This is a genomic window from Tibeticola sp. (assembly GCF_022759015.1).
GTDB lineage: Bacteria > Pseudomonadota > Gammaproteobacteria > Burkholderiales > Burkholderiaceae_C > Tibeticola > Tibeticola sediminis.
Genome location: NZ_JAEMQB010000062.1, coordinates 1 through 4,086, shown reverse-complemented (window position 1 = coordinate 4,086; position 4,086 = coordinate 1). Strand labels below are relative to the sequence as shown.

Annotated in this window: 3 protein-coding genes; all 3 read left to right on the top strand. The window is 65.0% G+C overall.

The features are described from left to right. Positions 1-1,447: hypothetical protein (locus JHC36_RS03740; RefSeq protein WP_287916032.1), on the top strand; the 1,447-nt coding region annotated here is incomplete at its 5' end. A 4-nt stretch (positions 1,448-1,451) separates the two neighbouring features. Beyond that, positions 1,452-3,128, top strand: coding sequence for a DNA repair helicase XPB (locus JHC36_RS03735; RefSeq protein WP_287916029.1), 1,677 nt, complete (start codon positions 1,452-1,454; stop codon positions 3,126-3,128). A 278-nt stretch (positions 3,129-3,406) separates the two neighbouring features. Then, positions 3,407-4,086, top strand: a 680-nt coding sequence (locus JHC36_RS03730) for a flavin-containing monooxygenase (protein ID WP_287916026.1), incomplete at its 3' end; no start/stop codon positions are given.

The following is a 4,086-nucleotide window of genomic DNA, read 5'->3' as shown; positions in this document are numbered from 1 at the left end:
TCCCTACACACGCTGGAATTTGGAGACAAAGACCCAGGAGAAGGGCACTGAAGTCGTGCCTCTCACGGTTCGCGAAACCGAGCGAACCGCCCAGCGGGAGCTGCTGTCCGTTCTGCGGCTCGTCGATGCGGGCAAGGTCGCGGTGAGTGACAAGACCCGCCGCGCCTCATCTGCGACCCTCGACGCGATCACCAACGTCCTCGAAGGGGGCGATTACTACCCGCACCTCCCGGCGAAAGACAAGTGGCACGACGAGAACGCCGGACCGATCCGCGCTTTCGCCTGGCCGCTCCTCCTCCAGGCCGGCGGGCTCGCCCAGCTCTCGGGCTCGAAGCTTCAGCTCACCAAGGCGGGCCGAAAGGCGCTGGCCGAGCCAGCCGCCGAGACAATCCGGACGATCTGGACGAAGTGGGTGGACACGAGCATCCTCGACGAGCTTTCACGTATCGATTGTGTCAAGGGTCAGACCGGCAAGGGCAAGCACGGGCTCACTGCCGTCTCCTCGCGCAGGGACGCCGTCGCCGACACCCTGGCGGAATGCCCGGTCGGCGGCTGGATACCGACTGACGAGTTCTTTCGTTTCTTGCTCGCCTCGGGCAACGACTTCTCGGTGACTCGCAACGCCTGGAACCTCTACATTGGTGAGTTGCAGTACGGCTCGTTGGGCTACGACAACGGCGAGCGCATCCTGGAGGAACGCTACCTCTACTGTCTCTTGCTGGAGTACGCCGCCACGCTTGGCCTGATCGACGTCGCGCTGATTCCTCCCGCGCGCGCTCGCCGCGACTACCACAACATGTGGGGCACGGACGATATGGTGTACTTCAGCCGCTACGACGGACTGATGGTCTTGCGCGTCACGCCTCTTGGCGCCTACTGCCTCGGCGCCGAATCGCGACACCAGCCCGCGCCCGTCGAGGTGAAACCCGTCCTGCGCGTGCTGCCCAATCTGGAAATCGCGGCCATCGGCGCGCAGCTGGAGCGGGGCGATCGGCTGGCCCTGGACGCCTACGCAACCGCAGTCTCGGACTTCGTCTGGCGGCTGGACGCCGGCAAGCTTCTCGCCGCGATCGAAGAGGGCCGGCCGCTGGTCGAAATCCGGGAGTTTCTGTCGGCGCGAAGCGGTGCCCCGATTCCCGACACGGTCGCCCGCTTGCTCGACGATGTTGCAGATCGAAGCGCGAAGGTCCTTGACCGCGGCCTTGCTCGCCTCATCGAATGTGCCGATTCCGCGCTCGCCGCCCTCATCGCCAACGACTCGCGGACGCGCAAGCACTGCATGCGCGCCGGGGAACGGCACCTGGTGGTGCCGGGGCCATCGGAGGCGGCGTTCAAGCGCACCCTGCGCGAAGTGGGCTACCTGTTGGCCATCGAAGAGGCACGACCTTCGCAGAACCGGCGCGTGAAACCGCCTGACGATTCACCGCCGCAAGGAGCCGAGGCCTGACCGCGTGGCGCCATCGCCGGACAACGCCCTGATCGTCCAGAGCGACTGCAGCGTGCTCCTGGATGTCCACGCGCCTCGAGCCGAGAACGCCAGAGCGGCGCTCGCGCCCTTCGCTGAGCTGGCGAAGAGCCCGGAGCACGTGCATACCTTCCGCCTCACGCCACTGTCCATTTGGAACGCCCGGGCAGCAGGTCTGCCTGCCGAGAGGATGGTAGCCGCGCTGCACGAGCACGCCCGCTACCCGGTCCCGCCCAGCGTCGAACAAGAGATCCTCGAGCTGGCGGCGCGCTATGGCCGCGTGGTCATCACGCGCGACGGCGTGTACCTGCGTTGCACCTGCCTCGACGAACTCACCGCCGAACGTTTGGCCCGGGACCGGGATGCCGGCCAACACCTCGCCGAGCGCATCGATGGAACAAGCTTCCGTGTCGACCCGGGCCAACGCGGTGTACTCAAGCAGGCCCTGCTGACCGCCGGGTTCCCAGCCGATGACCTGGCCGGATATGTGGCCGGAGAGGCGATGGAGATCTCTCTGCGCGAGTGCGCGGCCTCTGGCGCGCCGTTCGTGGTGCGCGAGTACCAGCGGCAGGCCGCCGAGTCGTTCTACCTGGCTGGCTCCGAACGCGGCGGCAGCGGAGTGATCGTGCTTCCCTGTGGTGCGGGGAAAACGATCGTCGGGCTCGTTGCCATCAAGATGGTCGGGCAAACGGCGCTCGTGCTCACCACCAGCCTGACCTCGGTCAAGCAGTGGCGGCGCGAGCTGCTCGACAAGACGAGCCTTCGGCCGGACGACATCGCCGAGTATACGGGTGAGCAGAAGAGCACCGGGCCGGTGACACTGACCACCTACCAGATCCTCACCTGGCGCGCGAATCGCGAGGGCGAGTTCCCACACCTCGAACTTTTCCGCGCTCGTTCCTGGGGGCTCATCCTCTACGACGAGGTGCACTTGCTTCCAGCCCCGGTCTTTCGCGCAACCGCGGACCTGCAGGCGCGGCGGCGAATGGGGCTTACCGCCACGCTGGTTCGAGAAGACGGTCGCGAGGCAGACGTATTCGCACTTATCGGGCCCAAGCGCTTCGACGTTCCTTGGAAGGACCTCGAACGGCAGGCCTGGATCGCGTCCGCGACTTGCGTCGAAGAGCGTGTGCCCATGAGCGCGGAGCGGCGGATGGAGTACGCCCTCGCGGACAGGCGGTCGCAGTTCCGCATTGCCGCCGAGAACCCGGCGAAGATGGCCCGGCTGCGAAGGCTGCTCGACGACCACCGCGACGGGCGGGTGCTCATCATTGGCGAGTACATTGCCCAGGTCGAGGCTATCGCCAAAGAGCTCGACGCCCCGCTTGTCACCGGCAAGACACCGCAGTCCGAGCGAGAGCAGATCTATGATCGATTTCGCCGCAACGAGCTGCATTGCATCGTGCTGTCGAAGGTCGGAAACTTCGCCATCGACCTTCCGGACGCCGACGTGCTCATCCAGGTCTCAGGCATGTTTGGCTCTCGGCAGGAGGAGGCCCAGCGGCTCGGGCGCATCCTGCGGCCCAAGAGCGACGGCCGCACGGCGCACTTCTTCACCCTCGTCTCGCGTGACACCCGCGAAGAGGAGTTCGCCCACCACCGCAAGCTTTTCCTCACGGAGCAAGGTTACTCGTACCAGGTGGTCATCGCCGATGACCGATAAATGCATTACGCAATTCAATGCCCATTCGAAGGTCGACCAGGCGGTGTCTTCGCAACAGGCGCCCATCTCCAGGACTGGAAATACAAAGCAAAGCGCCGATGTTGGCCCGACAGGTCGAGTAACCCAATCATGATAGATTGTCATGTCGGTGCATCAGCGCCTTCTTGCTTCAGCGTTGACAACGCGGCGTTGTCGACGCAAGCACCGGCCCCGCCGCAGGCCTTCGACGACAAGGCGTTCAGGCCTGGAATGTTGATGAGCTGGAGATTTGGAAAGCAATGACAAGCGTAATCACGCAATCCCAGGAACGCCAATCCGCCCAAGCCGGTGTCTTCGATGCGCTGGTCATTGGCGCCGGGTTTTCCGGCCTCTATCAACTGCTCTGCCTGCGCGACCGGCTTGGTCTTTCGGTGCGGGTGCTTGAGGCGGCCGACGGGGTCGGGGGCACGTGGTACTGGAACCGCTATCCCGGCGCCCGCTGCGATTCGGAAAGCCATTCCTACTGCTACTCGTTCTCAGCGGAGTTGATGCGGGAATGGGAGTGGTCCGAGCGCTATCCCGGCCCGCCGGAGATCCTGCGCTATCTCAACCATGTCGCCGAGCGCTTCGACCTGAAGCGTGACATTCGCTTCAATACCCGCGTGCGTTCCGCGCACTACGATGAGCAAGCGAATCTCTGGCGCGTGAGCACTGACGCGGGCGAAGCGCTCACGGCGCAGTTCCTGATCACTGCCGTCGGCTGCCTGTCGTCGGCCAATATTCCGAACATTCCGGGCCTCGACACGTTCGCAGGGCGCTGGTATCACACTGGCCAGTGGCCGCATGAAGGCGTCGATTTCAGCGGTAAGCGCGTCGGGCTGATCGGCACCGGCTCCACCGGCATCCAGGCCGCTCCGGTCATCGCCGAGACCGCCGCCCATCTGAGCGTCTTCCAGCGCACGGCGAACTACAGCGTACC